This window comes from Enterobacter sp. BIDMC109 (genome assembly GCF_001037885.1).
GTDB lineage: Bacteria > Pseudomonadota > Gammaproteobacteria > Enterobacterales > Enterobacteriaceae > Enterobacter > Enterobacter hormaechei_C.
The window spans coordinates 3257894-3283015 of sequence record NZ_KQ090002.1; the positions used below are offsets into that span (position 1 = coordinate 3257894).

Below are 25122 nucleotides of genomic sequence, written 5' to 3' on the forward strand. Positions count from 1 at the left end.
TTATAATGTTAAAGCTCTTTGCTAAGTACACATCGATCGGCGTCATAAACACGCTCATTCACTGGGTTGTGTTCGCTATTTGCATATACGCGTTTCACACAGGTCAGGCTCTTGGCAACTTCGCCGGGTTCGTCGTGGCGGTGTCATTCAGCTTCTTTGCAAACGCCAGGTTCACGTTTAAGTCTTCGACAACCACGATGCGCTACATGCTGTATGTAGGGTTTATGGGATCCTTGAGCGCAGCTGTTGGTTGGGCTGCCGATAAGTCCGGTATGGCTCCAATTGTGACTCTCATTCTCTTCTCCGCTATCAGTCTGGTGTGCGGCTTTATCTATTCAAAGTTCATTGTCTTTAGGGATGCGAAATGAAAATTTCTCTGGTCGTTCCGGTATTTAATGAAGAAGATGCTATTCCAATCTTCTACAAAACCGTGCGGGAGTTTGAAGAGCTACAACAGCATGAAGTAGAGATAGTCTTTATCAACGACGGCAGTAAAGATGCGACAGAATCAATAATAAATGCGCTCGCTGTGGCCGATCCGCTTGTCATTCCTCTTTCCTTTACCCGCAATTTCGGTAAAGAACCTGCGCTGTTTGCAGGACTGGACCATGCAAGCGGCGAAGCTATTATCCCGATAGATGTTGATTTGCAGGACCCAATTGAGGTTATACCGCACCTGATAGAGAAATGGCAGGCCGGGGCGGATATGGTGCTGGCTAAACGCTCTGACCGGTCCACCGATGGGCGACTCAAGCGTAAGACCGCAGAGTGGTTCTATAAGCTGCACAACAAAATCAGCAATCCGCAGATCGAGGAAAACGTTGGCGACTTCCGCCTGATGTCTCGAGATGTGGTTGAAAACATCAAGCTAATGCCAGAACGCAACCTTTTCATGAAAGGCGTTTTGAGTTGGGTTGGCGGCCGCACTGATGTTGTTGAATATGCCCGCGCAGAACGTGTTGCCGGGGATTCTAAGTTTAATGGCTGGAAACTGTGGAACCTAGCGTTAGAGGGTATCACCAGTTTCTCAACTTTCCCACTGCGCATGTGGACGTATATCGGCTTGTTCGTTGCTGGCCTGGCCTTCATCTATGGCGCATGGATGATCGTCGACACGTTAGCGTTCGGCAACCCGGTTCGCGGCTATCCATCAATGCTGGTTTCAATACTTTTCTTGGGCGGGATTCAGTTGATAGGCATAGGTGTGCTTGGGGAATATATCGGCAGAATTTATGTTGAAGTTAAAGGAAGGCCTCGATACATCATCAAAAAAGATTTCAATGATATTCGGAAGGACGAGAAATGATTAGTCAGACTTTGGGAAAAGAGATTCAAATAAAGTGGGTGTTGTTCACATTTGTATTCGCAGTTGTGGCTGTGTTTTTTACGGTTATTCATCCGGTAACTATTACTTCTGGCGATGAGTGGATCAACCTTTCTTCCGGTAGGCAAGCATATCCGCAATGGGGCGGTTTTAACCCTATCAAGGTAGTTCCTGAGGTATCTTTCCCACTATTTGGTAACATTGCCTCATCTGTCGTTATGCCTCTTGGGTTTACATTCCTTGAAGCTATTGCTTATTTGACAGCGGTTTTAGTTGCAGTTCTTGTTGTGTTATTCCTTTATCAATTCTATCTTTTGATGAGGAAGACCGCAGGGTTATCAACTTACACAAGTTCAGTTTTAGTGATCTTCTACTTACTGTGCCTGTTCGGCCTATTCAGAACTCTAAATAATAATAACAGTCCATACCTGTTGTGGGAGCAAAATCTTACCTGTTATTATCACTATATTGTTCCAGCCCTAATAAACGGCACGCTGGCACTTTACGTTTTAAGAATGTCGTCAACCTTAAAGCCATTCTTTTACGAAAGAGCGATCTTTTCTGGCGTTCTGATATTTTCCATTTACCTATGTGTATTTTCGAACATTTTTGCCAGTGTTTTGCTTGCAGTTATGTGCGGTGTGGTACTTCTTCTGAATCTCATTAGCAACAGATTTAAAATTGTTGAGACGATTAAGGATTACCCTTTCCACTGCATCACTCTGGCGATGTGGGCTATTTCTGCTCTCTTTGAAATGAACGGAGGAAGAGCGGACCGAATGGCAAAAGATCATCTGGATATTTCAGGTACAGTCAATGCATTTTACTCACTGCTTAAATTAACAGATCGCACCTTCTTCATTGTGCTGACTGTTGGATTGGTTTGCGGTGCAGTGTTTTTGCTAAGAAGAAATTCAGATGAAAGTACTGAAGGTAAAAGATACGCTTTCTGGGTATCGGTTATCTCTGGTGCCATCACTACATTGGCTCTTATTCTGGTGTGCGCAAAGGCTAGTGCTAACTATGCTACTCGACCTGTGGCAATGTGGGGTTCTTTTATGTACTTGATAGTTGCTGCCAGTTTGGGCTTGGGGTACTTCATTGAGCGCTTTAAGGCTGTTCACTATTTCGCTCCAATAGTTATGCTGTTCTTAATTAACAAGACCACGGACCAGTCTCATTCTTTGCGAGAGTCAAATAGTGGGAACGTTCCTTTTTCAGTTGCTTACGCGATAGGTCAAGATATGATTGAGCAGGTGCAAAACGCAGTTAATGGAAACCAACGCACAATGACCCTACATGTGCCCAAGGGTGATAACAATGACAACTGGCCGTTCCCGGTAACAAGAGGAAAAGCCATTTCAGAAACTCTTAAGTCCAATGGGTTGATACCTCGTAACATTGAGATAAAAATCCAGCCGGACAGAGAAATGAATGCCAAATATGGTATGCCAATCTGAATAGTTGCGCCCCATTAGGGGCGCATTAGTTATGACTTAATATTCAATGATTCTACGTTCCCAGTACCACCGGAAATGCTAACTGCCGTCGCTCCTGAGGTTGAGCGCGCGTGATTGGTATACGCCATGTTATAAGCCCCGCCACCAAGCACCACAGAATAAATCATAGAAGGCCCTACTGCGTAGTTATCAGATGCATTGCAGCGGTTGCAATTGCTTAGATTAATGCCGTTGTACGTGCCGGTTGTGGTAAACCCGGCATCCGCAATGCTATTACCCATAACCCGCAGCCCCTCACAGGATGCTAAGTCAATACCATGGCCCCTGACTCTTCGTACTTGGTTCTGGCTAACACTTCCGTATGTCACAGTATCCATAACAATACCAAGACCCGCGGAGCCGTTCCCGTCAACTATATTACCGTTGACATTTGTCATGAAATTAGCCGAAGTTGTTCCAGTCATAATCACCCAGATAGCTCGTGATGTAGACGTATAGATGACATTATTTGTTATCTGAACATCGGCAAAAGTCTGATTCTGATACTCAGGGGTTGAGTTTGACGGGTTGTAATAACGGATGCCTGTAAAGCAGGCCTCAATATTGTTATTTGAAATGATGATGCGGCCACAAGACCTGTCTCCGATAAACACTCCATCGTTACATTGGTGAATCTGATTTCCGGTTATAATCATGCCGAAGCAGTTCTGGTGGTCAATTGCGTTATTCGGGAAACCGCGCACAATATTATCAGTGGTGCTCAGGTGGATCTGGGCAGATGCTGATATCCCCTGGCAGTCTGCCGTCGTACCTGAAGCGGAAACTACAATGTTGTTACGCATGGTATTAAAGTAACCTTGAGATGTTCCTATGGTATTTCTCATTAGGATTCCCCAAGCGCAATGGGTGCAAATGTTCCCCTCCATAACAGCATGTTCGTTCTCGTTGAACCAGATACTGCAACGGTAGTTGCCTGTTCCTAAAAGACCGCAAGAGTCTGTCTGGTTATTCCTGGCAACAACTCGCGAGGCGGTGCTGTATATCGCGGTTAGCCCAGTATTGGTTACTTTACAGCTCTCAACAATAGTACCTGTTGCGGTAGATTCTACATTAATACCAAGAACTTTAGAGTTGCTCCCCTCAATACGTATTCGTCGTATAGTGTGGTCTGCGTTGCGCACGCGCACAACATTGAAAGATGCAGCGACATCAGTAACGACAAGACCCATATTCTGAAAAATTATGGAGTTGCTGTTGTTGATTGTGCATTCCCCGGTTACATTAAATGTAGCTCCGAGCCCATCAAATATGGCGTTTTGTGACACAGCGGCTGCCGCCGCCGCATTAATGGCTGTATGTGCTGTAGGGGTAGTTGCGTCAACCCTCGGTAGCGCTCCGAACATATACGGTGATATATAACCGACGTTTACCCGCACCCATGCAGCGCCACCGCTAGTTTTGATGATTGTCCCGTTGTTATCAGCGTACGACGATCCTGACATTACGGCCCGGAACTGACCACCACCATAGCCGGTATTTGCGGTGTGCTCCCGTACGGTGATGCGCTGCTTGTCATAGGATGGCTCTATAGTTCGAAGCGTAGCAATGTCTGGACACTCACCAATTAACTTCTCGCCATCCATCGCGGCCAGTGCTGCACGAAGAGATGCATCACCGACACCAACCCATGAACCAGGACCAACGCCACCAGTGCTGGCAGGGGTAGAGTTTTCCGGAACAACTTTCGGGCCGGATGCAAACGTACCAGTCCATTTGTAATATTCGCCGTCGGAGGTGTTCAGAAGCACCTCATTAGGGTTGTTGATAGTCGCGCCGGTGGTGAATGTTTTCCCTGAAAGGATAACGTAACCGAAGGCGTTCATTGCCTGCTGCGCGATGTAATTGATTCCCTCGATTGTGTAGTGCTTCTGACCAAATCGATCGATATAAGTCCACCCCATCGAAGTGACGAACTCGTCAATTTTCCCGGCGTTATACTTCAGATCGCGTGGTGATTCGCTTGGAACAGGCAGGTTGGTAGGTGTAGTAGCCATAATTATTCCATAAAAAACCCGGCACGGTGGCCGGGTTGGGGTTGGTCGGGGACGGTTCTTATTGGTAGATGGCGTCGCTGTATTCCGCGACGGTCAGAGATACCGTGTTATCTGTGTTCGGTTTGATGCTGTTGACTGTCCATAGTTGGCTGTCCAGTTCCTCCACCGTCGCAATGAGGTAGCGCGACGGGAGCTGGACAGTGTCTCCGTTCCAGATATTGAGCTGAATGCCGGGTATTGCCGCGGTGAATCCGTACTTCGTGTCGCTACGGGCGGTGGCCGGATAGCGCGGAGTTGGGTTAGCGCCTTCGCTGATACCGTGTTGTGATGCTATTTCTCGGAGGGACATCACTCCGGCCCGGTACGCCGTCTCGATGGCCTCCCAGTCCGGTTTTGCCATTATTCACTCCAATAAAAAAAGCCACCAGCGAGTGCCAGTGGCTTGAATGTGGTAATCAGAAATGGGTTCGAACCGTTGGGACAAACAATATTAAGCGCTCACCCGCTGGATTAAAGTAGCATCACGCTTCGTCTGGCCGATATGAACTCCTGTATCACTCTACTGACGTATAGAACCAAGCATGCCCCATCCTACTGCTACGCGCCAGTCTCGCTGCTTTCAACCAATTAGAGCATCATAAGCCTCGATAATTTCTTTCCTGCTCACGTATCTGTCGGCTGCCACCAATATGGCTCCACTTTCGCCTTTCAGAAAAGTTGAAAAAAAAATCACCACATCCAAACACCTCACCTCATCATTAGCATACAGATAAAGAATCTTGCTCCGATAACTTCGAATTTTCAGCAACTTAGCAGGCTCATCATCAGCAAAAATCAATAGCTGTGCCATAAAATCTCCTTCTACACATAATTCCTTACAAGAGAAGATTGTTAGTCCCATGAACACTCAATCACATTGACGAATCTTTTGCCTGTGATTTACGTTACCTTTAATAGCCCAAAAGTCTTTTTTAACTCATTCACCTGAATTCAATTCTGAAAGAAGTGAAAATGGCAGCAAACAAATCACCAGGAGTTTAACTTTCTTTAATTAGTTATAGTGCAGAATGCTTAACCCTGTATATAGAGTTCGCTTCTTCGCACTTTTCTTTCAAGTATATGAACCGGGTGGATACTTCACTGTTTGAGCAGTTCGTCACAATGCAGTAACCCTCTACCCATGCCTTTTCATCCTTTTCGGCAAACAAACTTTCGAAAATGGCAGCCCAAGTGCTGTTAGGCATGCGTTCCAGTTCAAAATACTTCATTGTCCCTCCCTCACGAAGGGTTCTGTACTCATCCAATCCTAAGATTTTCATACTGCATCTCACGGTCTTTTTAATGTTATGATTTCTAGCATCATATCCAGGCTTTTCCTACCCCAAAATCCATGGGACTCCGCATTTTATCATCATTAGCAACCAGCAGATGAGCTTTGTAATGGCCGGCTTAGCTAATCAGCAACTCAGGCTGCGTAACCTGCATGATGTGCTCATGCTCGAGCTCCAGAACGCGCTTCTCTTTCTTCCGCTCATTCATCAATCGGCTTCCGATCGTGCCTTTCAGCTTTGAGCGCGTTTCTTTAATGGCGAAGCGGTGCTGCATTTCTTCACCCATCGCCATGCGTCGGTTTAGCTGCTCGGCCATCCAGTTAAAGGCATTGATGTAACACTCCTTTACTGCGGCAGCTGTTTTGCCAGTGAACCCCATCACGAGCATCATGCATCCGTCACGGGTGATGTTATACATAGGCTGAACATCGCCATTTTTATCAATGAAATCAATGGGCGCAAAATTGCGCTGGGTGAAGTCATCGGAGCATTTCAGGTTGCTAATTGCCGTTTGATGAACACCAATGGCATCAGCTGCTTTTACCTGACCAACCTCGTCGACATATTCAGCGAGTGAAATTTTCATTTTTAACGTGACTCCTTACCGTTGATACAAAAACAATACCATAAGTATTAAAACATGCAATACCGGCGGTATTTTTAAATTAATAGCTCAGGTATTACTATCTGAAAATGGAAAAGAAAAAAGACATCACACCGACTCAGGCTGAGGACGCAAAGCGCCTTAAAGCCATCTATGAGGCGAAGAAGAAAGTACTCGGAGTTACCCAGCAGTCGATTGCTGACGAGCTGGATATTACTCAGGGAGCGGTAGGCCATTACCTTAACGGGAGGAATCCACTTAACCTTCCTGTAGCTTCAGTTTTTGCTCGCCTTCTGAAAGTTGGCGTTGAGGAATTCAGTCCGACACTGGCAAAAGAGCTTTCAGAAATGGGGCTAACCAGCGTTAATGAGCCATCAGTTCCGTATGTAATTGGATATACACCAGGTAAACGCTACCCGGTTATTAGCAGCGTTCAGGCCGGATCATGGTGTGAGGCATTGGAGCCATACTCGATTAAGGATGTTGATCAGTGGCTGGAATCAGATGCTCACATTCAGGGAGATGCATTCTGGTTGCGTGTTGAAGGGGATTCAATGACTGCGCCCGCTGGCTTAAGCATACCAGAAGGCACGTTTGTTCTTTTCGATACCGGACGAGAACCAATCAATGGCAGCCTCGTTATCGCTAAACTATCTGATTCAAACGAAGCTACATTTAAGAAACTGATCATTGATGGAGGCCAAAAATACCTTAAGGGCCTTAACCCGCAGTGGCCCCTCGTTCCCATCAATGGTAATTGCAGAATTATCGGTGTTGCTATTGAGACGAAACTAAAGCTCGTTTGATAAGTTTGCGAACAGGGGCGTTTGCGTCCCTCTATTTGCACTGACCGGCGACCCTGCCCACCATTGCCTTCGTTGAATCCATCCCTCCAAAACCAGACAGTGTTTTACTCATCAACACCACGCCATCAGGCTGTACAACCCAAGTCTCCATGGCGTGCTTTCCAGGCTCAGTGGTAAGCCCTACGACAACATTTTTACTCATAGCTCGATATACCATCCCTCCACCATCAAGACCGTCATACAGTACTGTCGCATTATCGCCATCAATTACGATTGTGAATGTTCCAGAAAACGCGTCGTCAATCCGCGAATACCCTTCTCTCTCACTGTAGCTTGACCCTTTAAGATCTTTCACGGTCCAGCACGATGCGTTAGAAACCATTGGTAAAGCTAACACCGCAGCTACAAGTAACCTCATTTTCCCTCTCCAATAAAGTTCGAAACCCCATCAATACTAGCCGCTCTGCTCGCTTACAAAAAATATTTCTTCCTAGTTTTCATGAACATAATACCGCCGCACCAATTATTAATACCGCCAGTATTGATTTATATTAATACCGCTAGTATTGTTTGCACATCGGAACGAAACATCGACAGCTGAGCGAAGTTAGCCAGCGGCGAAGTGGAGATTCGGTCAGTCGAACGGCGCGACAGTAAACCATGCGTCGGACGCCCGGCGGGCTCAGGGAGAGCGGCAATGGTGCGTAACTGGAATGTTTTGGGCTGGCAGACGGTTATCAGCTAGTTGGTGAGGTAATGGCTCACCAAGGCGACGACGGCCTTCCCTGCTGCTTGAAAGTGGGGAGCCAGCACCAAAGCATTTCTCCCGCATCAGCGGGTAACGACAGAGGGTAAGGGTATGGAGATTGTTGTAAGGGTAACAGTTGCTGAGCTTGAAGAGTCGAATTTGTCGACTGGCGAATTGCACAGCGCAATCCTTGAGGATTTAGACTCCGCACGGGACTACCCAGGATTCAACGTGAAAATTGAAATTGTTAGTCAGCAAAAATAACCAGCTCCGGCTGGTTTTTTATCGGCCATACATAGGCAGATTTTCGAGTCTGCCCATTTATGACAACCGGCGGCCATCCACCGCCCATTAGCGCAGAAGTCTTGTTTAACGTTCAGCAGCCCAGCTTACGGGCGGAGTGATTATGCAAAAATTTATCGTTATCCAGCAGCACGCCTGGTCAAACGACCACGGATACGGCATTGGTTATTCCTCAGATTTGGAAATATTTGATAAGCGGGAAGTGGCAATTTCTCACGGATTTGAAGTAAATCCGGAGAACGCGAAGGCGGGCAAGGCTATCGGCGTGGCTCTGAATGATACCGCATGTAGGGTGTTAAGGGATCAGATCGGGAAAAGTTCCAGGTGGGTATTCGTTCACACGAAGCCATCAACGCGCCCGGATAAAACCGTCACTCCGGCTGTCCGCAAAATGCGAGTGGATGACAATGTCGCCTGGCGCATTGGACTGGAAAGAGCGGGTATAGAAGACTTCCGTTTTCATGACCTCCGGCATACCTGGGCGAGCTGGTTAATTCAGTCCGGCGTTCCGTTGTCAGTTCTGCAAGAAATGGGCGGCTGGGAGTCCATCGAAATGGTACGTCGATACGCTCACCTGGCACCGAACCACTTAAGCGAACACGCACGGAAAATTGATGCCATTTTTGGCAATCATGACACAAATACGACACAAGGAGAAAATCAGGCTGGCTTGAAACTGGCGTAAGCAACTGTTTTTAAATGGCACGCCCTGTAGGATTCGAACCTACGACCTACGGCTTAGAAGGCCGTTGCTCTATCCAACTGAGCTAAGGGCGCACGGAGAAGAGTGTACTTCGCGGTGGTGAAACGCCTGGAATTATACGGTCAATGCGTAGTGAGTCAATGCCTTTTCCGCCTTCTCTGGCGATAATGACTAGCTGATTGTAAATACGGCTGTTTTTTCAACATTTATCCCTCTTTTACGGGCTGCGAAAAGGCTTAGCCGCTTTTAAGTAACGCCTGCTGTTTTCCTGTTTACTTCACCTTCACACTGTCCAGCGGTAACCCGGCCGCCTGGAGGCTGGAAGTGAACAGGACGACGGAGTGACAGCGCCAGACCAGACAGGTTTTCCCTCGTGCGTGCAGCACATCTCACACGATATTACAGGCATTAAGCTTGAACCCATTGTCGCCCTCTCATCTTCGCGCACGGTGGGGGCCGAAGTGCTCAGCGTGCTGTCGCCGCATCAGCAAAACGAAAGCTTTTTCCAGGACTGGTCCGCCGCCCGGGCGCTTATGCTGCTGGAAGCACAGATCGCCGCGTTAAAAAACCCCTGCCCCTGTGACAACCTTTTCATAAATTTGCCGATAACCGTTCTGACCATACCGGAAATGTTTCAGCGTTTACTGCAACTTAACAGCCCACCGCTGAACATTGAACTCGTGGAGCCTGCCTCGTTCTTTACACTCTCAGACCCGGCGCGTCTGAGGGTGAGTTGTGCGCTTCAGCAGTTGACCGCGCGAGGACACCGGATCTGGCTGGATGATATTGATGAAGCGTCAGGACAAGCATTTTTATCCTGCCGCCTGCCATTAAGCGGAATAAAAATCGATAAGATCGCTTTCTGGCGTTTACGTGAAACGCCGGCGCTGACACAGCTGGTCACCCTTTGTTCAAAAATCGCTGCGAATGTGCTTATTGAAGGCATTGAAACAGAACGGGACCGTACTTGCGCGCTTCATGCTGGCGCGCGCTTCGGTCAGGGATATTATTGGCCATCCTGGAGATGGCAGGAGGACTGAACGGTCATCGCCAAGAGGGAAGCTATGCGAATGACAGTGCGCCGTTACCGGCGTCGTCGGACAGGAAGTGATTCACTGGGTTCTACGCACTCGCCTTTTGCTCTCCCATTTTTTGATCGTCTCGAATATTTGAGCCAGTCAATCAACCAGACCCGCAAAACCGATGCTCCCTTTATCATTCTGGTCACACAGGATAATTTTTTCCGTTCCGGTTTACTGAGCGGGCAGTCGCCCCTGAGCAATTGCTGCGACTATTCCACGCTGGAAGCCGCCCTCAGTGATTTAAATCACTGGCCTTCATCGCGTCTGGTAATAGACATTGAGAGCCGCGCCTCGCCGCTCATCGACCTGCTGGACCGATTACGCCGCCACAGCCTGTTCGCCCCCTACCTGACACCCTACCTGCTCGTCCGCGCCGATGATTATGATGCTCGCCTGTTTTGTAAAGCGGCTGGCCCTTTTCATGTGCTTGAACGCCAGCTAACGGCGCTGGCTATGCAACAAACCTTGCTGGAAGCACCGTCACCCGCCGGCAACCGCAAAGAGTGGTTTTCACGGGATGAATGGCCGATCTTACAGGCGCTGTCGCAGGGGAGCTCCTTGCGGCAGATCGCGCAGTTACAGAACCGCCCCTACAGCCGCATTATTTACCGTCTCAGCTGCATCCTGGCGAAACTTGGGCTGAATCATCGTCATGAGTTGCTACATCTTCTCAACAACCTCTCAGATTTCACGTATTAACGTATTCAGTAACTTCTTAATTCCTAAAGACCTTTAGGAAATTACTTAGGATGTATGTTAAATTTTTGTGTTTTTTAACAAAACTTTCGATTTTATAACTATTCCTAATTCCAGGTCTTAAACCATGCGAAATGCTGCCGGTACGCTCAACGAGAGTGATTTTATCCATGCGTTAAGGTTCTGGCGCTTCAGTTAACAGGATGATAATGGTGTAAAAACAAGCGATTCACCTGTAAAAGAATGCGATGAGAGGTGAAGAAAACAGCAGATAGTACTGTTCTGTTGTTGGGAACGGCAATTTGCCAGGAGGCGTTTGAAACGGAGAGATGACGCACGAAATGGCGGATTTCAGGGATGGCAGGCAGGCGGGATGCTGGTTGTCACAGCCTGCTCGCTGTTAACATTCATTTAACATACAGTAAAATCGTTTATTTTTTGTTATTACATAAAGATGAAAGTGTGTGGTAAATGCAATATCAGGACATTTTTGCTAATTTTAAAAAGTTAGTGATTCAGATCCAGAACATAATAATCAGCAATATATGGATATTAATTTACAGGCTTTTCGGACAATACTTAAACGGTATAATAAGACGTGTTTGACACGCGAATAAGAAAAATCATTTTGCCATAACCAGCCTTATGAGATAACTGCGCTGAGGCATTGATATCACCACTACGTAAACAAGGATGCTTTCGCTCTTCCCAGGGACATTTACCGTACAAGGATCTGCGCAATTATCCTTCCGGCTTTTCGAGAGTTTTAACAAAACTCAGCATAACGCTTTTAACAATCTGAGGCATAAAAAATGAAACCGGCATCCGTTATCATTATGGACGAACACCCTATCGTCAGAATGTCGATAGAAGTCCTGCTACAGAAAAATAAAAACATCCAGGTCAAACTGAAGTCAGGCGACAGCCACGAGGTGCTTGACTGTATACGCAACCACCCCATTGACCTGGTCATTCTCGATATTGAAATGACGGGCACGGATGGGTTCGTATTACTGAAAAGAATCAGGAACTTAAATAAAGACATTAAGGTTCTTTTCCTCTCTTCGAAATCTGAAGCCTTCTACGCAGGACGCGCCATCCGCGCCGGGGCAAATGGTTTTGTCAGTAAGCGAAAAGATCTGGGGGAAATTTATAACGCGGTGGAAATGATCCTGACGGGCTATTCCTTCTTCCCCTCAGAAACATTGAGTTTTATAAACCATCTGGGCTCGCGGACGGGCGCCGCTGTGGATATGCCATTATCAAATCGTGAAGTGACGGTTCTGCGATATCTGGCGAACGGATTATCTAATAAGGAGATTGCGGATCAATTATTACTTAGCAACAAAACAATTAGCGCCCATAAGTCTAATATCTTTTCCAAGCTGGGCGTGCAAAGTATCGTTGAATTAATTGATTACGCGAAAGCGCACGAATTACTGTAATCCTACCCTCTCCCTGCAACATATAACCGTTACAGGGAGAGTGGATACGATTAATTATAATTAATCATGAAAGTTGCATCGGCGTCAGCCCGTCCCGGCTGCGGGTTATCCGCCGTGGCGATATAATTGGCATAAAACGACAGTTCGGCATTTCCCTGCGCATCTACCGCCACCGTCTGGCTGGCCTGCTGCAACGCGAGGCGCGTTTTATCCCGGTCGAGGATCTCCACGGCCACGTTGCTGGCCGCGCTGGCATCATTCAGCGCCAGCAGGCTATTATCATGCCCGTCCATCTTCCCCGTAAATGTGACCGAAGCCGCCCCCGGCGGACATCCGGTCAGCTTCAGGGTGAACGGTACAGGCTGCGTCCGGCTCCCCGTTGTGCGAAGCTGTTTCGTGGGCCAGGTGCCGAGCGTGACGGTTTTATTGCTGTCGTCCCCCTCCGCCACGCAGGTAAAATCCACGATATTGCCGTAGAGCTGAATGTTAATTTCCCCAAGCGCCGTCTCTGCGTGTGCAGGGGAGCAAAGCGCAAAGAGCGCGACGGCTAAATACCGCATTCCGTTTCGCATACCTGCTCCTTAGTCGTAGTCGACGCGTAAATAGCCGCGAGAGGTAAAACGCCCCTCGGCAGGTTTTTTACCGGTTACGCTGACGGGCCACGCGCGGATCCCCACCTGCGCCTGAGCGCTGTCGTCCAGACGGAACGGGATTTTGCTGGTCAGGTTGTTGGGCGTCAGCGGCACGCCATTACTGTTGGCAATCACAAAACCCACATCCGCGTTATCGGAAACCAGCGTACTGCCTGAAACCTTCTCCGCCTCAACACGCATCGTGAGCATGGCGTTCGCCTCGACGTTGGTGCATTTGATGCCGATGGTTTTGCTTTGCGCTGAGATCCCCTCCGGCTTATTCCCGATGCCCGCTTTACTGAACAGGGAGGCGCCGATATCTCCGAAATCGAACTCCACCACATTCCCGGCATTAATTTCACAGCTCTGAGGCACCTGAATGGTCCCGCTGTAGCTGATGGTATAAACCGGCGTGGTGAGTGGATCCGAGGAGGTCGTGGTGACGTAAACCCGGAACATAGTCGCCCGGGGGATCACCACCATATTGATAAAGCGTCGGGTCACTTTAAGCCGGAAGACGAGGCTGGAATCCTGTACGCCAAACGGTTTGTTTTTAGACACATTCGGGTGGCTCCCCATCTGAATGTAGCTTTTGGGCGGATAAAACGTGCCAGCGTAGCTGTCGGTAATTTTCATCGCCCCGTCCAGATAGTCGTTTAGCTTCAGATATTGGTAGCCATCGCTGGTGCCCGTAACAGGGAAATCGGTAACATAGCTGCGCTTGGTGGTGTTCCCGGACGTTCCCTTAGGGCAGACGGCGTTGACGCCCACCCACTGGGACTTCTCGCTGAGCGTGACAATCTGCCCCACCTGGTTATTGGAGCTGTTAAATTTATCCGTCAGGTCGTAATACACCTCCGTCGGCACGCCATTTTCATTGACGCAGACCGTGGCGAAGGCCTCAGATAGCGGAAAAAACGCCAGCAGGGATAGCCCCAGATAATGGATTTTATTCACAGCGGATCCCCTTAAGTGTGATCGCCTGTTGCAGGCTTTGTTCTGGCAGGCTGTAGGGCGCACGACACTGGGACTGTTTCCCGTCTCCCCACTGAATCAGCAGTTCTCCGCTCAGCGGCAGCCCGCTCAGGTAAATCTGACCGTCATCTCCCACCATGCTGGTTACGCCGCTCTGCGTCTCACGCACCACCGCCCCAAACGGTACAGGCTGGTTATCACGCTTCACGGTGAGCAGCGCACGCACGCCGATGCGGGTGTCAAAACTGGCGCGCACCAGCGCACCGTTCGTCGGCACGACGCTGGAAACGTTATTTTCAATGTCGGTGTTGTTGCTCATGGTGTTGGTGTCGAGCGCCACGCGGTTGTAACGGTACACCGTGGCGTACGGCATCACCGCATAGCCACGCCAGTCTGTTTTGACGCCGGTCTGGTTTTCGACGCTCACGCCTGACGCGCCCGGCGCTTTGATCAAGACGTTGGTATCGCCCAGCGGCTGACTGAATGTGATGCCGTCTGAATGCCCTACCACGCCGCCGGAGAGCTGCCAGTTGAGGTCGTGCTGATCCCGGGCGTAGTTGTAGCCCACGCCCAGCGTGCCGTACGTCGCCTGCCAGTTAGCGCTGGCGCTGCCGCTGGCACCGTTATTGCTGGTGTGACCCTGCGTGACGCTGTAGTTCAGGTTACGATCCTGGAGCAGCGTTCCGCTGATCCCGGTCTGCCAGCTGGTATCACCGTCGCCGTTACGGCTGGCAGAGGCTGTGGCATAGGCCCGGTCGATCGCGTTATCGCGACGGTAGCCGTGACGGGTGAACAGGCTGAACGGGACGGAGACGTTGAACGAGGCGATCCGGTCGGTTCCGTCAATGCCGACGGCCTTGTTCCACGACCAGGATAAGGCGTAGCTGACCCCTTTCACCCCGCCCGCGTAGCCAAGCTGATACCAGACGTTGGATTCGCTGGTGCCCCAGTAACTCTGCTGGCTGCCCGACACGTACACCGAGCCGTAATCGCCGAGAGACTGGGAGATATTGAGCTGGAAACGCCCTTTTTTATTCAGCGTCAGGTTGTGATAGCTCTGCACGTCCGGCACGCCGTCATCGTCCTGATCGTCGCCATACTGGTAGCCTTCCATTGTGCGCCAGGCCACATCGTCGAGGGTGTAGAAGCCTTTGGTCGAGTAGCGATAGCCCAGCAGCTGGAAGTTGGTGCCGAATCCGTTAAGGGATTTTGCGTACAGGAACCGCAGGGACTGCCCTTCATGGCGACTGTCATCGGCAAGCTGGCTGCGGGCATGGGTGAGATCAAGTGAAACCGCCCCCCAGTCACCGAGGTTTTTACCCGCGCCAATAGCGATGGCAGTATAGCGCGAGGCCAGCTGCGTTCCGCCGTACAGCGTGTAGCCGTCGGCAAGACCCGCAATCATCGTACCCTGAGTAAAGAACGGCGTGTCCTGCTCGCTGTTGCCGCTGCGATAGTCCCCTGCCACCAGATCGTATTTCCAGCGCCCTTCACGCTGGAGCAGCGGAACGGTGGAATACGGAACGGTGTAGCGCTGCTGGCTGCCGTCCTTCTCTTCCACCGTCACCTCCAGGTCACCGCTTGAGGAGGTCGGGTTAAGGTCAGTTATCGCAAAAGCCCCCGGCTGCACGTAGCTCTGGTAAATCACGTATCCGTTCTGGCGGATCACCACTTTGGCAGGGGTGCGGGCGATTCCGCGCACGGTAGGCGCGTAACCTTGCAGGCTGTCCGGGTACATACTGTCGGACGAATAGAGGCGACCACCGCGAAAACCAACGCTGTCGAAGACATCGTTACCGGTGTTGCTGTCGCCAAGCACCAGCTCGCTTTTCAGCGGGATGATCGTACGCTGCGCCCAGGTACCAATATTTTGCCAGCTGCTGTGCCGCTGGCCGTTGCTTTCGGTATAACGCCACGCGCCGTTATTGCGTAATCGCCAGGCGCCATAGTTCAACCCGCTTTGCAGGTTCAGATAGTAGCTGTCGTCGTCGCTGCCCCGGTTGCCGGTAAAGCTGTAGTTCAGCAGCGCGGCGGGGATGCCTTCATCCCACTGTTCAGGCGGAATATACCCGCGGGCGCTGTTTTGCATCGCCACCTGAGGCAGGCTGACGTTCAGGCGCAACGAGGCGAAGTTGAACGCCGTTTCGCTGCCCGGAATAGCCGTGGTGAGTGGAACGCAGGTATCGCCCTGCACGTTGCTCAGTTCCGGGAAGGCGGCGATATTGACGCCAAAGCGATCGAGCATCGCGCGCGTAATGCACGGCGACAAACCGCCCGCGACCGGCGGCGTGTTGTCAGCTTGCTCAAACCGCACGTCCTGCGTGCCGATAAACTCATCATTACGCCAGATATCGACGCGATAGACGCCCGGTGCCTGCTGGTGGCCTTTTTCAAAACGCGACAAATCCGCCACGTTCGCCGTGTCATCGGAGAGAAACGCCGGGTTAAAGTAGCTTTCGCCCCAGCCAGCGAGTGGCCAGAGCGTTGCCATCAGTGCCAGCGCAACCGGGCAGTAACGCCATTGAGTGTTCATCGCCCTGTCTCTGCTCACAGGCTGACGCTACGCGCCGGCGTAATGGCGCCATAGTCATTCACACTCTGCCAGGAGAGCGTGCCGCTCGCAGCGGCAGGCAGCACCTGCTGTGCCGAGCTTTTAGGGGCAACCATCAGGTTATCCAGCGTCTGACCGCCGAGCTTCAGATTGACCAGCGTGACGTAATACGGCGAGGCATTGCTCACCTTAAGATGGTTGCCGACGCGCTCAAAGCGCAGCTGTGAGAGCGCCTCTTCCGGCGGCATCGCCAGGTTAGCCGGGCGAACAAACAGCTTGATACGTGACAGAATAGCCAGTTGCAGGACGTTGTTGCCGTCCTGATGTTTTTTGCTGACGGAGGGAATCGCTTTGACGTTCATGTAAAAGAGCGATTCGCGATCGGCAGGCAGCGCCGGGCCTGCGTAGATAATGCGCAGGGTGTTTTCGCTGGCCGGCTCGCTGACAAACAGCGGCGGCGTGACGGCAAAGGTTTTTTCCTTTTGCCCGTTGGCATTTTCTATCCACGCGTTAATTAAATAGCGCTCTTGTTTATTGCTGTTGGTGATCGCCAGCGACGTTTGTTTGGCATCGGCCGGATAAATAACGCGCGTCGCGCCCAGCGCAATCCCGCCGGACGCATTCGCGCTGGCAGAAACCATCATCAAAATAAAAGCTAAAAACAGTCCAGGTTTAATCAGGGTGTTCATCACAACCGTACCTTTAATAATTAGTTCGCAGGCGTCAGGGATAAATCAACGTAAACCAGACATTCGACTGAATAGTGCCTGGTACAAGGTGTTCGGAAATTGCCCGGTAGCGGGCGCTGAAATGAAATACCAGCTCGCGGGTGTCAATGGGTAACCAGCTCACCGCCGTCGCGTTCGGGATGATCTGACGTTGCTGTTCGTCAAACAGCGCCAGCCCGACACCACTGCTGACCGCATTTTCCCCCGGCCGCGATGTCGCCAGGAAAACCTGCGGGTCTTCTGCCGGTGTCACTCCCTGGAACTGGATCCCCACGGTGCGGGAGACGTCCACGCTGCAATCCAGCAGACGTACGGTGAAAGGCACATTAACCGTGGAAAAGCTGCCGACGCCGGAAAAGGCGTTTGTGCGGTATTGCCCCATATCCACGCGCATATTCTGGCTGTCCGGGGCCACGGCGCAGCCGCCGTTAACCAGTTCTCCCCTGAGGTGTACTTTGCCGCCGTCTATGACCACGGTATGTGCGTTTACCGCTGAGGCAATCGCAAGGGCACACAGCAGTATCCCAGTCCTTGTCATCCTTCGCTCCCGGTATAGGCGATCAAAAGACCTCTTCCCTGAGGCCAGCCACATCCCTGTACTCAGGCATTACTCGTATTTCATTACGAATGTTGCGTCCGCGTTTGCCTGGCCTGGCTCGGTGGTCGCCGCCGTGGCTTTATAGCGCGCGGTGAAGTTCAGGGTGTTAGTCCCTTCAATCAGGTTCTGCGCCGCAGAGAAGGTGGCGCCGTCCGGGGTCAGCGTGGAGGATTTGCTGTCGAGGATCTCAATACCTACGCCCTTCGCGGAGTTGTCGTTGTTACCGGAGCTTACCGCCAGCAGCGTTTTGTCGGTGGCGTCGATCTGGCCGGTAAACGCGACAGCAGCGGTTTTCGCTACCGCAGGATCGCAGTCGTTCAGTTCGATGGTGAACGGAATATTGGAGGTGGTGTCACCCACTTTAGTGAATTTCGCGGTACGGTACTGGCCAAGATTAACCGTCTGCTCTGAAGAGTCAGTATTCACTGAACACGCGGCATTCACTAATTCACCTTTAAAATGCACCGTACCACCGTTTACAGATACAGGCGCTACCGGATCTTCTGCGTGAGCGGCACCCGCGACCAGGGCCAGAGTTGCAATAACAGTAGAAGCAATGTTGCTGAGTTTCATGTCTATTCCTTTAAAATGTAAATAACCCTTCCCGCGCATATTCGGGAATAAGAAATACGTTCAATTAAAAAATTGAAGGCTTATTTCGGAGAGGACAAAGTAGCTCAGGAATCTATTTCGTAATATGTCAAAACGCTGCCATTTTGCCAGGTCACATCCTAATCGCCTCTAAGAAATTGACCATGCCCTGAGAAGGGGTTTTGCGGGCCATCGATGAAATCTCGTAAAGGGTGACTGACAGCGGCGCTCGCTTCTGACAAAATACAGGCAATCCCCCCTTTCTAACGTTACAGACGGAATCTTCTCTCTGATGGCAGCAAAGATTATTGACGGTAAAACGATTGCGCAGCAGGTGCGCTCTGAGGTTGCGGAAAAAGTGAAGGCGCGTAAAGCCGCCGGATTTCGCGCCCCCGGGCTGGCCGTTGTGCTGGTTGGCAGCAACCCGGCTTCGCAAATTTATGTCGGCAGCAAACGCAAAGCGTGTGAAGAGGTGGGGTTCGTCTCCCGCTCTTACGATCTGCCGGAAACCACCAGCGAAGCGGAACTGCTGGAACTGATCGACACCCTGAATGCCGATAAAGAGATCGACGGTATCCTGGTTCAGCTGCCGCTGCCTGCGGGCATCGACAACGTGAAGGTGCTGGAGCGCATCGCGCCGGACAAAGACGTTGACGGTTTCCATCCGTATAACGTGGGCCGCCTGTGCCAGCGCGCGCCGCGCCTGCGTCCGTGTACCCCGCGCGGCATCGTGACGCTGCTGGAGCGTTATAACATCGATACCTACGGCCTCAACGCCGTGGTAATTGGCGCCTCCAACATCGTGGGCCGTCCGATGAGCATGGAGCTGCTGCTGGCGGGCTGCACCACCACCGTCACCCACCGCTTCACCAAAAACCTGCGTCACCACGTCGAAAACGCCGATCTGCTGATCGTTGCGGTCGGCAAGCCGGGCTTTATTCCGGGCGAGTGGATCAAAGAGGGCGCAATCGTCGTGGACGTGGGTATTAACCGTCTGGAAAACGGCAAAGTGGTCGGCGACGTGGTGTATGAAGATGCCGCAGCGCGCGCATCCTATATTACTCCGGTCCCGGGCGGCGTAGGCCCGATGACGGTAGCAACACTGATTCAGAATACCTTGCAGGCGTGCGAGGAGTATCACGACGTAGAGGACGCGTAATCATGGCAACTTTTTCTTTAGGTAAACACCCGCACGTTGAGCTGTGCGATCTGCTGAAGCTGGAAGGCTGGAGCGAAAGCGGCGCGCAGGCAAAGATCGTCATCGCCGACGGGCAGGTAAAAGTAGACGGCTCGGTGGAAACCCGCAAGCGCTGCAAAATTGTCGCGGGTCAGACCGTGAGCTTCGCAGGACAAAGCGTGACCGTGACGGCCTGAGCTGTCTGATGCCCGGTGGCGCTGCGCTTACCGGGCCTGCGTACTGTCTCCGTTTGTAGGCCGGGTAAGGCGAAGCTGCCACCCGGCAATTTCTCTCACAATCCCCTCACACCCATCACGGTTAATTATCGATCAACTTCAAATAATCACTATTCCCTCTGGCGAAATGTGAAAATTAAGTTGCGCGATTTTCAGACTTTCCCCACGATAAGTAGAACGTTCTACTAAAACGTTCTACTTAAAAATAACAGCGCGAAAAAGCGCTACTCGGGGGAAATCAGCATGAGCCTGATATCAGGGTTTGTTAAATCGCTGTCTAAGTTATCGATGATTGGTCGCGCCTTAATGCTGCCAATTTCACTGCTTCCCGCTGCGGGCCTGCTGCTGGCCTTCGGCGATAAGTTCCATCTGCCGCTGATGATGAACGCCGGCGGGGTTATCTTTGATAACCTGCCGATGCTGTTCGCCATCGGCTCTGCCGTCGGACTGGCTTCGGAATCCGGCATTGCCGCACTCTCTGCGGCGGTCTCCGTGTTTGTCACCAACATCACCATCAGCACCGTGCTGAACATCACGCCGGAAATGGCCTCTCAGGGCGGCAAATACGCCATGGTCGTTGGCATTCCGACGTTGCAGATGGGCGTCTTTGGCGGCCTGATCTGCGGTATTCTTGCGGCCTGGTGTTACAACCGCTTCCACACCATGCAGCTGCCGGAGTTCCTCGGCTTCTTCTCCGGCAAGCGCTTTGTGGCGATTGCGACGGCGTTTCTGTCGTTCCTGCTCGGCCTGCTGCTGCCGTACGTCTGGCAGCATATTCAATCCGGGATCGACGCCCTGTCCGTGGTGGTAAACGGCGATAACCAGGCGGCCTCGACCTTTATCTTCGGGCTGGTGGAGCGCGCGTTGATCCCGCTCGGCCTGCACCATATCTGGTATCCATCCTTCTGGTATTCCTTCGGGGATTACACTACCCAGGCGGGTCAGGTGATCCACGGTGACCAGACCATCTGGTTCAAGATGCTGGAAGAGGGAGTGAAATCCTTCAGCAGCGACACCTACCAGAACGCCGGGAAATTCATGCAGGGCGAGTTCCCGCTGATGCTGTTCGCACTGCCCGCGGCGTGTCTGGCGATGTACCACGAAGCGCACACGAAGAATAAGAAAATCGCGGCCGGTATTCTGTTCTCTGCGGCCCTCACCTGCTTCCTGACGGGCATCACCGAGCCGGTAGAGTTCACCTTTATCTTCGTGGCGCCGATCCTTTACGTCTTCAACGCCATCATGGCGGGCCTGGCGTACATGACCATGTACCTGCTGCATGCGCACATCGCCAAGTCGTTCTCGGCGGGCTTTATCGACTACCTGTCGTTCGGGATCCTGCCGTCGTTTAACGGCTATCAGACCAACTTCCTGAGCGCCATTATCATCGGCATTCCAATGGCATTGATCTACTACTTCACCTTCCGCTTCGTGATCCGTCGCTTCGACGTGAAGACGCCGGGCCGCACCGAAGTGACCGCCAGCGCGAATGACAAGTCCGATTCCGAACTTGCCACCGAAATCATCGGCCTGCTGGGCGGTGCGCAGAACATTGATTCCGTTGGCTCCTGCATCACGCGTCTGCGTCTGGAAGTGGCGAAGAGCGAAGCGGTGGACCGGGACGGGCTGAACGGGCTTGGCGCGCGCGGCGTGGTGTTCGTTGGCGATAACGGAATACAGGTGATTTTCGGGGCCAGAGCACAGTTTATCGCCCAGACCATGTCCACGATGATTGGCAAATAATAAGATGCCTGAAGGAGGCGTCTCCTGTACGCTGGGGGACGCCTCTTATCTGGCTGATAATCGGGAAATTTCAGGGAGCGGTTTTGAAGAAAGTCAGCATCATTGATGTCGCAAAGCATGCGGGCGTGTCGGTTTCTACCGTTTCGCTGGTGCTGCGCCAGAAAGGGAAGATCTCAGAGGCGACGATCGGGAAGGTCAATGCCGCCATCACAACGCTGGGCTATGTTCATAACGTCGCCGCTGCCAATCTTCGCGCCAACACCTCCAACTTAATCGGCCTGATCCTGCGCGACTTCAGCGACAGCTTTTCCATCAAGGTGATGGCGAGCATCGTTCAGGAGCTGGAGAAACAGGGTTATATGGTATTTCTCGGTCAGCCGCTGAACGACGGCGAACATCTTGAGCGTACCCTGCTCTCATTTAAGCAGCAGGGCGTGGCGGGCGTCATCTACCTGGCGTCGGACACCCGCGCCGCCTCTCTTCCGGAACACATTCGTCACTGCCCGCTGCCGCTTGTGGCGGTTTCGCAGTCGTTGCTGGAAGAGAAATGCAACCTGGTGATGCGCGATAACCGCCAGGCGGCGAACCTGGCCGCGCGTTATCTTATCGAGCGCGGGCACCGTAACATCGCCTACATTGGCGGGCGCGACGGGTGCCGTATCCGCGAGCAGCGCCTGCTTGGTTTTCGCAGCGCGATGACGCAGAGCGGCCTGGTCTGGCGTGAGGAATATTCTCCCGCCTGCACCGATGACACGCAGGCGGCGGCCATGGCGACTCGTCAGCTGCTGGAGAAGAACAACACGATTACCGCCCTGCTCTGCCATTCACCGGACGCGATGATCGGTTCAATCTCAGGTATTCACCAGGTGGGGCGCACGGTGGGTAAAGACGTGTTTTTAACCCAGCAGGTGGCGCTGATTGGTTTTGAAGATATGCTCCACGTTAATCTCACGTCGCCGTCACTGACTTACGTTTCGTCTGCCAGCGAAGAGACCGGCCGCCAGGCGGCAGGGCTGATGATCCGCAGGCTGAAAGAGCCGGATCTGCAAACGCAGCGCATTACCCTCTCCGGGCAGCTTATCGCGCGGGAATCGGCGTAAAATCAGAATTTAGCACAGGTTTGCTGCGGCGGATCTGCTGCTATATTCCCATGATTTGCCATGGATAAATGCAATGCCTACCATTATCACCCACGCTGCCGTACCTCTGTGTCTGGGCTTAGGGCTCGGAACCAAAGTCATCCCACCCCGCCTGCTGTTTGCCGGGATCGTCCTCGCCATGCTGCCCGATGCCGACGTACTGGCGTTTAAATTCGGTGTCGCCTACGGGAATATTTTCGGCCACCGCGGTTTCACTCATTCGCTACTGTTTGCCCTGGTGGTGCCGATACTCTGCGTGCTGGCAGGCCGACGTTGGTTCAGGGCCAGCCTGACGCGCTGCTGGCTGTTTTTAACCGTGTCATTGCTGTCGCACAGCCTGCTGGATTCAATAACGACAGGCGGGAAAGGCGTCGGCTGGCTGTGGCCATGGTCTGATGAACGCTTCTTTGCGCCGTGGCAGGTGATCAAGGTCGCGCCGTTTGCGCTGTCACGCTACACCACGCCGTACGGGCATCAGGTAATCATTTCAGAACTGCTGTGGGTGTGGCTGCCGGGGATGGTGCTGATGGGGTTGCTGTGGTGGAGGCGGAGGTAAAAGAAAAGCCGGGTGGCGGCTACGCCTTACCCGGCCTACGGTCGTGATTTTGTAGGCCCGGTAAGCGTTAGCGCCACCGGGCGTTACGGACCTACTTACGACGCCAGGTGGTTCCCTGCGGGCCGTCTTCCAGAATAATGCCCATCTCGGTCAGACGGTTACGCGCCGCATCCGCCGCCGCCCAGTCTTTCGCCTGACGCGCTTCGAGACGCGCTTTGATCAGTGCTTCAATTTCCGCCACTTCACCGTCGTCCGCCTGCGCGCCGCTTTGCAGGAACAGGTCCGGCTCCTGCTCCAGCAGGCCGAGCACGGAAGAGAGCTTACGCAGATGAGACGCCAGCGCATTGGCAGCCGCCATATCTTCTGACTTCAGGCGGTTCACCTCACGCGCCATGTCGAACAGCACGGAGTAGGCTTCCGGGGTGTTGAAGTCGTCGTTCATGACCTCAACGAAGCGGGCCTCGAACGCCTCACCGCCTGCGGCCGGAACAGATTTATCGGTGCCGCGCAAGGCGGTATACAGACGCTCCAGCGCAGCGCGAGCCTGCTTCAGGTTCTCTTCGCTGTAGTTCAGCTGGCTGCGATAGTGGCCAGACATCAGGAAGTAGCGCACGGTTTCCGCGTCGTAATACTTCAGCACGTCGCGCACGGTGAAGAAGTTACCCAGCGATTTCGACATCTTCTCGCGGTCAACCATCACCATCCCGGAGTGCATCCAGTAGTTCACGTACTCGCCGCCGTGTGCACAGGTGGACTGCGCGATTTCGTTTTCATGGTGCGGGAACATCAGATCCGAACCGCCGCCATGGATGTCGAAATGGTTGCCCAGCTGTTTGCAGTTCATCGCGGAACATTCAATGTGCCAGCCCGGACGCCCTTCGCCCCACGGGGATGGCCAGCTCGGTTCGCCCGCTTTGGACATCTTCCACAGCACGAAGTCCATCGGATTACGCTTCACGTCCACCACGTCCACGCGCGCACCGGCCTGGAGCTGGTCCAGATCCTGGCGGGAAAGCGCACCGTAGGTTGGGTCCGTCGGCACCGAGAACATCACGTCGCCGTTGTCCGCCACATAGGCGTGACCGCGCTCGATCAGCTTTTGGGTGATATCAATGATTTCATGGATATGGTGGGTCGCACGCGGCTCGCTGTCCGGGCGCAGAATATTTAAGGCATCAAAATCCTTGTGCATTTCGGCGATCATGCGATCCACCAGCGCGACAAAGCTTTCGCCATTTTCATTAGCACGTTTAATGATTTTGTCGTCGATATCGGTAATGTTGCGCACGTACTTCAGGTTATAGCCCAGGAAGCGCAGGTAGCGTGACACCACGTCGAACGCGACAAAGGTACGGCCATGGCCGATATGACAGAGATCGTAAACCGTAATACCACACACGTACATGCCGACTTCCCCGGCATGGATAGGTTTAAATTCCTCTTTTTGGCGCGTCATTGTATTAAAGATTTTTAACATCGAAGATTCCATGTAAACACGTGTGTGGATTGTTTGTTCCTTATAATACCCATAATTCGGAGTACGGTCAGCACACAATGCAAGGTGATCGTGTCCTGTGGTTATGCTATAACAAGCCCCTATATGTGACCCGAGCACGGGTCGACGCACCACAATAACGGAA

The 25122-nt window shown here is 52.2% G+C and carries 25 protein-coding genes, 1 tRNA gene and 1 pseudogene; 14 read left to right on the forward strand and 13 right to left on the reverse strand.

Annotation, left to right across the window (positions count from 1 at the left end; all coding sequences use genetic code 11):
* Window positions 1-5: 5 nt before the first annotated feature.
* The 3 genes from SK62_RS15390 to SK62_RS15400 are packed head-to-tail and all read left to right on the forward strand — an operon-like array spanning window position 6 to window position 2784.
* Window positions 6-368 (forward strand): GtrA family protein, encoded by a 363-nt coding sequence (locus SK62_RS15390; RefSeq protein WP_032648602.1) that lies wholly within the window; start codon window positions 6-8, stop codon window positions 366-368.
* The gene (locus SK62_RS15395; protein ID WP_032673203.1) at window positions 365-1306 is read left to right on the forward strand and encodes a glycosyltransferase family 2 protein; all 942 of its coding nucleotides are present in this window, start codon (window positions 365-367) and stop codon (window positions 1304-1306) included. The genes SK62_RS15390 and SK62_RS15395 overlap by 4 nt, the downstream gene beginning before the upstream one ends.
* A complete protein-coding gene (locus SK62_RS15400) occupies window positions 1303-2784 on the forward strand; it encodes a hypothetical protein (RefSeq protein WP_032104988.1) in 1482 nt (493 codons plus the stop codon). Before SK62_RS15395 ends, SK62_RS15400 begins: the two co-directional genes overlap by 4 nt.
* 29 nt (window positions 2785-2813) lie before the next feature.
* Here SK62_RS15400 and SK62_RS23095 read toward each other — a convergent pair whose 3' ends face one another.
* The 4 genes and pseudogenes from SK62_RS23095 to SK62_RS15425 all read right to left on the reverse strand — a co-directional run bounded on the left by SK62_RS23095 (window position 2814) and on the right by SK62_RS15425 (window position 6755).
* Window positions 2814-4838 carry a tail fiber/spike domain-containing protein gene (locus SK62_RS23095; protein ID WP_052948406.1) on the reverse strand — a complete coding sequence of 675 codons (2025 nt, stop codon included), beginning with the start codon at window positions 4836-4838 and terminating at the stop codon, window positions 2814-2816.
* Between the two features lie 58 nt (window positions 4839-4896).
* A pseudogene (locus tag SK62_RS15410) lies at window positions 4897-5139 on the reverse strand (hypothetical protein); the annotation flags it as partial.
* 318 nt (window positions 5140-5457) lie between these two features.
* Entirely contained in the window at window positions 5458-5688 is a 231-nt protein-coding gene (locus SK62_RS15415; protein WP_003859853.1) for a hypothetical protein, read from the reverse strand.
* 599 nt (window positions 5689-6287) lie between these two features.
* The gene (locus SK62_RS15425; RefSeq protein ID WP_047718956.1) at window positions 6288-6755 is read right to left on the reverse strand and encodes a Rha family transcriptional regulator; all 468 of its coding nucleotides are present in this window, start codon (window positions 6753-6755) and stop codon (window positions 6288-6290) included.
* Window positions 6756-6862: 107 nt separating this feature from the next.
* Between SK62_RS15425 and SK62_RS15430 the strand changes: the two genes are divergently transcribed.
* Window positions 6863-7579, forward strand: coding sequence for a LexA family protein (locus SK62_RS15430; protein ID WP_047718958.1), 717 nt, complete (start codon window positions 6863-6865; stop codon window positions 7577-7579).
* Between the two features lie 31 nt (window positions 7580-7610).
* Here SK62_RS15430 and SK62_RS15435 read toward each other — a convergent pair whose 3' ends face one another.
* Window positions 7611-7997, reverse strand: a complete 387-nt coding sequence (locus SK62_RS15435; RefSeq protein WP_047718960.1) for a hypothetical protein — start codon at window positions 7995-7997, stop codon at window positions 7611-7613.
* A gap of 441 nt (window positions 7998-8438) precedes the next feature.
* On the opposite strand from SK62_RS15435, the gene SK62_RS22960 reads away from it, so the two are divergent.
* Window positions 8439-8591: a hypothetical protein gene (locus SK62_RS22960; protein WP_154294650.1), complete on the forward strand. Its 153-nt coding sequence runs from the start codon at window positions 8439-8441 to the stop codon at window positions 8589-8591.
* Between the two features lie 142 nt (window positions 8592-8733).
* On the forward strand, window positions 8734-9315 hold the full coding sequence (locus SK62_RS15440) for a site-specific integrase (RefSeq protein ID WP_255360378.1): 582 nt from the start codon (window positions 8734-8736) through the stop codon (window positions 9313-9315).
* Between the two features lie 15 nt (window positions 9316-9330).
* Here the strand turns inward: SK62_RS15440 and SK62_RS15445 are convergent.
* Window positions 9331-9407, reverse strand: a tRNA-Arg gene (locus SK62_RS15445).
* Window positions 9408-9710: 303 nt separating this feature from the next.
* On the opposite strand from SK62_RS15445, the gene SK62_RS15450 reads away from it, so the two are divergent.
* The 3 genes from SK62_RS15450 (at window position 9711) to fimZ (ending at window position 12556) form a co-directional block, all read left to right on the forward strand.
* Window positions 9711-10373, forward strand: coding sequence for an EAL domain-containing protein (locus SK62_RS15450; protein ID WP_032682233.1), 663 nt, complete (start codon window positions 9711-9713; stop codon window positions 10371-10373).
* 24 nt (window positions 10374-10397) lie between these two features.
* Window positions 10398-11114 carry a helix-turn-helix transcriptional regulator gene (locus tag SK62_RS15455; RefSeq protein ID WP_017383240.1) on the forward strand — a complete coding sequence of 239 codons (717 nt, stop codon included), beginning with the start codon at window positions 10398-10400 and terminating at the stop codon, window positions 11112-11114.
* 809 nt (window positions 11115-11923) lie between these two features.
* A complete protein-coding gene (fimZ, locus tag SK62_RS15460) occupies window positions 11924-12556 on the forward strand; it encodes a fimbria biosynthesis transcriptional regulator FimZ (protein WP_003858901.1) in 633 nt (210 codons plus the stop codon).
* A gap of 50 nt (window positions 12557-12606) precedes the next feature.
* Here fimZ and sfmF read toward each other — a convergent pair whose 3' ends face one another.
* The 6 genes from sfmF to fimA form a co-directional block, all read right to left on the reverse strand.
* Entirely contained in the window at window positions 12607-13128 is a 522-nt protein-coding gene (gene sfmF / locus SK62_RS15465; RefSeq protein ID WP_023296055.1) for a fimbria assembly protein, read from the reverse strand.
* A gap of 9 nt (window positions 13129-13137) precedes the next feature.
* Window positions 13138-14145, reverse strand: a complete 1008-nt coding sequence (fimH, locus tag SK62_RS15470) for a type 1 fimbria D-mannose specific adhesin FimH (protein WP_023296054.1) — start codon at window positions 14143-14145, stop codon at window positions 13138-13140.
* A complete protein-coding gene (locus tag SK62_RS15475) occupies window positions 14138-16696 on the reverse strand; it encodes a fimbrial biogenesis usher protein (RefSeq protein WP_047718962.1) in 2559 nt (852 codons plus the stop codon). The genes fimH and SK62_RS15475 overlap by 8 nt, the downstream gene beginning before the upstream one ends.
* Before the next feature lie 14 nt (window positions 16697-16710).
* Window positions 16711-17403 carry a type 1 fimbria chaperone FimC gene (gene fimC, locus SK62_RS15480; RefSeq protein ID WP_015571222.1) on the reverse strand — a complete coding sequence of 231 codons (693 nt, stop codon included), beginning with the start codon at window positions 17401-17403 and terminating at the stop codon, window positions 16711-16713.
* A gap of 34 nt (window positions 17404-17437) precedes the next feature.
* Entirely contained in the window at window positions 17438-17980 is a 543-nt protein-coding gene (fimI, locus tag SK62_RS15485) for a type 1 fimbrial protein subunit FimI (RefSeq protein ID WP_017383235.1), read from the reverse strand.
* 69 nt (window positions 17981-18049) lie between these two features.
* On the reverse strand, window positions 18050-18613 hold the full coding sequence (gene fimA, locus SK62_RS15490; protein WP_003858911.1) for a type 1 fimbrial major subunit FimA: 564 nt from the start codon (window positions 18611-18613) through the stop codon (window positions 18050-18052).
* A 310-nt stretch (window positions 18614-18923) separates the two neighbouring features.
* Here fimA and folD point away from each other — a divergent pair, with 310 nt between their 5' ends.
* The 5 genes from folD to SK62_RS15515 all read left to right on the forward strand — a co-directional run bounded on the left by folD (window position 18924) and on the right by SK62_RS15515 (window position 23482).
* The gene (gene folD, locus SK62_RS15495; RefSeq protein ID WP_006809817.1) at window positions 18924-19790 is read left to right on the forward strand and encodes a bifunctional methylenetetrahydrofolate dehydrogenase/methenyltetrahydrofolate cyclohydrolase FolD; all 867 of its coding nucleotides are present in this window, start codon (window positions 18924-18926) and stop codon (window positions 19788-19790) included.
* A gap of 2 nt (window positions 19791-19792) precedes the next feature.
* Complete coding sequence (gene ybcJ, locus SK62_RS15500) at window positions 19793-20005, forward strand: ribosome-associated protein YbcJ (RefSeq protein ID WP_015571224.1); 213 nt, start codon at window positions 19793-19795, stop codon at window positions 20003-20005.
* Between the two features lie 282 nt (window positions 20006-20287).
* Entirely contained in the window at window positions 20288-21787 is a 1500-nt protein-coding gene (locus SK62_RS15505) for a PTS transporter subunit EIIC (protein ID WP_023303217.1), read from the forward strand.
* Between the two features lie 83 nt (window positions 21788-21870).
* A complete protein-coding gene (malI, locus tag SK62_RS15510) occupies window positions 21871-22887 on the forward strand; it encodes a Mal regulon transcriptional regulator MalI (protein ID WP_023303216.1) in 1017 nt (338 codons plus the stop codon).
* Between the two features lie 73 nt (window positions 22888-22960).
* Complete coding sequence (locus SK62_RS15515) at window positions 22961-23482, forward strand: metal-dependent hydrolase (protein WP_032647481.1); 522 nt, start codon at window positions 22961-22963, stop codon at window positions 23480-23482.
* 91 nt (window positions 23483-23573) lie between these two features.
* On the opposite strand, the gene cysS is transcribed toward SK62_RS15515, so the two are convergent.
* Complete coding sequence (gene cysS / locus SK62_RS15520; RefSeq protein ID WP_017383232.1) at window positions 23574-24959, reverse strand: cysteine--tRNA ligase; 1386 nt, start codon at window positions 24957-24959, stop codon at window positions 23574-23576.
* Window positions 24960-25122 lie beyond the last annotated feature (163 nt).